This is a genomic window from Aliivibrio sp. 1S128, from assembly GCF_001691065.1.
Taxonomy (GTDB): Bacteria; Pseudomonadota; Gammaproteobacteria; order Enterobacterales; family Vibrionaceae; genus Aliivibrio.
Map to the genome: position 1 here is coordinate 1 of NZ_MAJV01000071.1, position 878 is coordinate 878.

The following is an 878-nucleotide window of genomic DNA, read 5'->3' on the forward strand; positions in this document are numbered from 1 at the left end:
GGTGTCGGTTGCCCTGATGGAGGCTGGCTAATTTGACGAATGATCATCACTTCTGCATTAATCTTTCGCTGCCACGCGGCAAAGTGTGCAGGATAATCTGGGTTATGTATCACTATTGCCTCGGGGTTAACCAACGCCTCTAATATGACCAACCTTAAATTACTGATCATATCTTGAGGCGTTGTTGCAGTGTTCATTTGATGTGGAAACAGTAAATTCGCTATCCCTCTCCAACTCTCTTTAGCTTGGCCTGTCACTGCATTTTGCAGAGCAATAAAACTTAACTGCACAGGCTCAGCTAATACTTTAAACCATTTATTATCTTGAATTCGAATATCATCAGTAAAGCCGCCCCAACTCGCTATCGCTCCCGATAATGCCCCCATATCACCTGAACTATTGGTTGAAATAAGGTGATTACTCAACTCTTCCACATGATCATTAAGTGCTTGTAAGTTGTCGTTTGAAAAACCCAATGACGCTAATGCAAACAGTGTTTTTGGCGAATCGAGGGAAAGTGCAATTTCTAGGGTTGCATACTCCTTCTCGGTATTCACCGCTTGTTTTATTACCTGTAAATATTGGCTGATTACACTTAATAAATAAGTGAGGTGGTCTTCATCTTGATTATCAATACCAATGACGAATGGATCCGTTCCAAGCTGCTCAAACGCCTCCATAAAATCTTGATAGAGCATGGCAATACGCTTATCTTGATCTTTAAGTTGGGTGTAGTGTTGAGTAAGAAATTCATCTAACTCATTCCAATTAACCTCATCACTGAAGAGAGTATTCTTTTCCCAAACGGTTTTCTGCTCATCACTGGGCGTAAAATGGTATTTTTCTTTTAGTTCAGAGTGTTTCTCTAACGCTTCTTC

At 40.7% G+C, this 878-nt stretch carries 1 pseudogene; it reads right to left on the minus strand.

From position 1 onward, the window contains the following. A pseudogene (locus tag A6E03_RS20260) lies at window positions 1-878 on the minus strand (hypothetical protein); the annotation flags it as partial.